Raw genomic sequence first — 3604 nt, forward strand, 5'->3', positions numbered from 1 at the left:
GCTGTCCCCAGTGTAATCACACGGTTACCTGCAATCAGGCGGGTAATCATAAACAGCGACAACGCTGGAATAAACACAGCCATGCAACCGGATCGCACACCCGCAAGCGTTAACGGGAAAATAACCCTGCGAAACGCGGTCCACCTGGAGGCTCCCAAATCACGGGCTGCGTCCAGCAATGAAGGGTTTAAACCTTCCAACGCGTTATAGATGGGCAAAATCATAAAAGGCACAAAAATATAAACCGACACAAACACAAAGCTGGAGCTGGTAAACAATATTTGCTGACCTCCCAACCCAACCATACCTAACACCGCATTCACCGGGCCATAGGTACCAAAGATCCCGATAAAAGCATACGTTTTGAGTAACAGGTTAATCCAGGTCGGCAAAATAATGAGCAACAGCCACAGCTGCTTATGCTTGGTGCGTGTGAGCAAATATGCTGCCGGGTAAGCAACTAACAGTGAAAATACAGTGATCAGAAATGCATACCAGAACGAGCTAAGCGTCATGCTCAAATAAACAGGTGTCAGAAACTGAGCGTAGTTGTTGAAGGTGAGATGACCATCCACATCAAATAATGAATAGTAAAACACAAGTACAACCGGAGCTGCCACGAACAGCACAATCCATAAATAGTAAGGCAGCAGATACGCTGCTCTTGTATTACCGGACATGCTGATCCACCTCTTCATAGGCTTCCAGACGCCGATCAAATTCTTCCTCTGTTTCCCCGAACCGCATCACATGGATCGCTTCCGGGTCAAATCGCAGACCGATTTCACTGCCCAGCTCCGCCTTTTTGGTAGAATGTACGAGCCACTCCTGACCCGAATCATCATAGCAGCTTATTTCATAGTGAACACCTCGGAACAATTGGGTATCCACTTTTACACGTAGCTTGCCTTCAGCCACACTCGTAATCTCCAAGTCCTCTGGCCGGATCACAATTTCAATGGGCTCGTTCGGACGTAATCCTCCGTCAACACATTCAAACTGTCGACCGTTAAATTCCACTTGGTAATCCGCAATCATCCGTCCTGGGACAATATTGGATTCGCCGATGAAATCAGCAACAAACCGATTAATCGGCTCATCATAAATATCATTAGGCGTACCACTCTGCTCAATCTTACCTTTGTTCATAACAAAAATTTCGTCCGACATGGCCAGCGCTTCCTCCTGATCATGCGTAACGAAAATAAAGGTAATTCCAAGACGCTGCTGCATTTCGCGCAAAATGTACTGCATTTCTGTACGCAGCTTTAAATCCAGTGCAGACAACGGTTCATCCAACAACAGAACATCAGGCTCATTGACGATAGCCCGTGCGATGGCTACACGCTGACGCTGTCCCCCGGACATCTCAGAAATTTCTCGCTCACCGTAGCCTTCCAGATTGACAAAGGACAACGCCTGTGTCACCTTCTCCTGAATGTCCTTTTTGTTCATCTTTTTGATGCGCAGACCAAAGGCTACATTTTCAAACACATTCAGATGCGGAAATAGCGCATAATCTTGAAAAACCGTATTGACCTGCCGCTCATTGGCTGGAACACGATTAATGAGTTTTCCATTTAAATAAATAGAGCCTTCTGTCGGCTCCGCAAAACCTGCAATCATACGCAGAATCGTTGTTTTACCACAGCCGGAAGGACCCAGCAGTGTATAAAATTTACCACGCTCAATCTCAAAGCTGACGTCCGCCAGCACTGGGGGATCGTTGTCATATTGCTTGGTCACCCGTTCAAATCGGATGATGGTTTGCTCTCCCATAACACCCTCCTTCAAAAATTCGACTTCATTCCATTTCATTCTTTTCATTAAACATAATTATTCAGGGCGTATCATTTACCCTTGAGACTTCCATGTAAAATAGTCTGTCAGCACACGAATGGCTACACCAATCGCTTCCTCCGCAGGCTCCAGCTTCGCATGATGCAAACCATAAGGCGTATCAACACCAAGCCAGAACATCAGACCGGGAATTCGCTCCAGAAAATACCCAAAGTCTTCTCCGGTCATCGCTTCTCCGCATTCAATAAGCTGCACATCCTGCCGATTACGGACCCAGTTCATAAATTCCTCGGTCACCTGAGCTTCATTGTACACTTGCAAATAGTTTGAGCCATAGTGAATCTCTGCATGGCATTCAAATCCAGCTTCAACACCGCGTACCAGCGCTTCAATCCGTGATTTAACCAGCATCATTGTATCGGCTGACAACGTTCGAATCGTACCCTCCAAACGGGCGGTTTCCGCTATAATATTTTGCTTCGTGCCTCCGCTAACCTTACCCACGGTAATGACCGCTGCATCGAGTGGATTCACATTACGGGCTACAACCGTCTGTAATTGTCCCACCAGTTGGCAAGCAGCTACTACCATATCATTCGCCTTGTGTGGATACGCAGCATGCCCCCCCATACCCTTCAGGTCGATGAAAAGCTCCGACGTATTGGCAAATAGGATGCCCGGGCGAGTCGCAATGGTACCGACAGGATATTCAGGTGCAACATGCAACGCGACAATTTCATCGGGTATCCAGTCTGCCAGCTCCGTGCTGTCCCGCATAGGCAAGGCTCCGCCCGGCCCTTCCTCAGCTGGTTGAAACAACACAACCAGGTCATCCTTAATCGGATGGCTTGCAAAGTGAGTAACAATTCCCAATCCAATCGTCATATGTAAATCGTGTCCACAAGCATGCATATAGCCGGGATGGGTCGAACGGAAATCGTACCCTGTTTCTTCTTCAATCGGCAAACCATCCATATCACAACGATATCCATAGCGGCGTTCAGGAGCTGTTCCATGAATGAACACCAACACGCCCGTACGCCATGTACGAATTTCCAACCGCTCCTGAGGGAGCGTTTCCAAATAATCCAGCAAATATTGTTGTGTTTTGTATTCCTCAAAACCCGGCTCGGGAATTTGGTGTAAATCTCTTCGTATTTGGACAAAAGAACGATAGTCGACCGTACTCATTACCGCTACGCCTCCTCTTTATAGCTCATCAGCTCTTATCTGGCAAAAGAACAAAAGGACAAAAGCCCGGCGCAGCCGCCGAGCCTTGTCCGTTGTGCTTCGTCCCTAAGTTATGCTGTCAGTGCATCATGCTTCTGACAAGGAATCGTTCGCCTTTGGTACATAAAAAACTTTTGCCTTCTTACAGAACGCGCAGTTCTTTCAAAATCTCAGTTTTAGATTTGGTCTTATCGTCGACCTGTTTGATCACACGTGCAGGTGTACCCGCCACTACGGAGTATTCAGGCACATCTTCAGTTACGACAGCTCCAGCTGCAACAACTGCACCTTTACCAATTCGCACGCCTTCCAATACGACCGAATTCGCACCGATCAATACATCGTCTTCTACTACAACTGGCTGTGCAGATGGTGGTTCAATGACACCCGCCAGGACAACGCCTGCACCGATGTGACACATGTTACCTACTTTAACACGACCGCCCAGCACAGCATTCATATCAATCATCGTGCCTTCACCAATGGTGACACCGATGTTAATCACTGCACCCATCATGATGACTGCATTGTTACCGATGCCAACCATGTCACGAATATATGCGCCTGGCTCAAT

Annotated in this window: 4 protein-coding genes; all 4 read right to left on the minus strand. The window is 47.5% G+C overall.

Going from position 1 to position 3604, the window contains the following annotated elements:
* A partial coding sequence (locus GRP75_RS21665) for an ABC transporter permease (RefSeq protein WP_160790326.1) occupies nt 1-680 on the minus strand: 680 nt, incomplete at its 3' end.
* Entirely contained in the window at nt 670-1779 is a 1110-nt protein-coding gene (locus GRP75_RS21670) for an ABC transporter ATP-binding protein (protein WP_028542542.1), read from the minus strand. The genes GRP75_RS21670 and GRP75_RS21665, both read right to left, overlap by 11 nt.
* Nucleotides 1780-1854: 75 nt before the next feature.
* The gene (locus GRP75_RS21675) at nt 1855-2991 is read right to left on the minus strand and encodes an N-acetyldiaminopimelate deacetylase (RefSeq protein ID WP_068942451.1); all 1137 of its coding nucleotides are present in this window, start codon (nt 2989-2991) and stop codon (nt 1855-1857) included.
* Between the two features lie 181 nt (nt 2992-3172).
* On the minus strand, nt 3173-3604 hold a 432-nt coding region (gene dapD, locus GRP75_RS21680), incomplete at its 5' end, for a 2,3,4,5-tetrahydropyridine-2,6-dicarboxylate N-acetyltransferase (protein WP_160790327.1).

Origin of the sequence: Paenibacillus sp. OT2-17, assembly GCF_009827695.1 — a bacterium.
GTDB lineage: Bacteria > Bacillota > Bacilli > Paenibacillales > Paenibacillaceae > Paenibacillus > Paenibacillus polymyxa_B.

Bases quoted from the DNA above. Each gene is read 5' to 3' on its own strand.
- GRP75_RS21670 (WP_028542542.1), bottom strand. From the start codon at position 1,779: ATGGGAGAGCAAACCATCATCCGATTTGAACGGGTGACCAAGCAATAT.
- GRP75_RS21675 (WP_068942451.1), bottom strand. From the start codon at position 2,991: ATGAGTACGGTCGACTATCGTTCTTTTGTCCAAATACGAAGAGATTTA.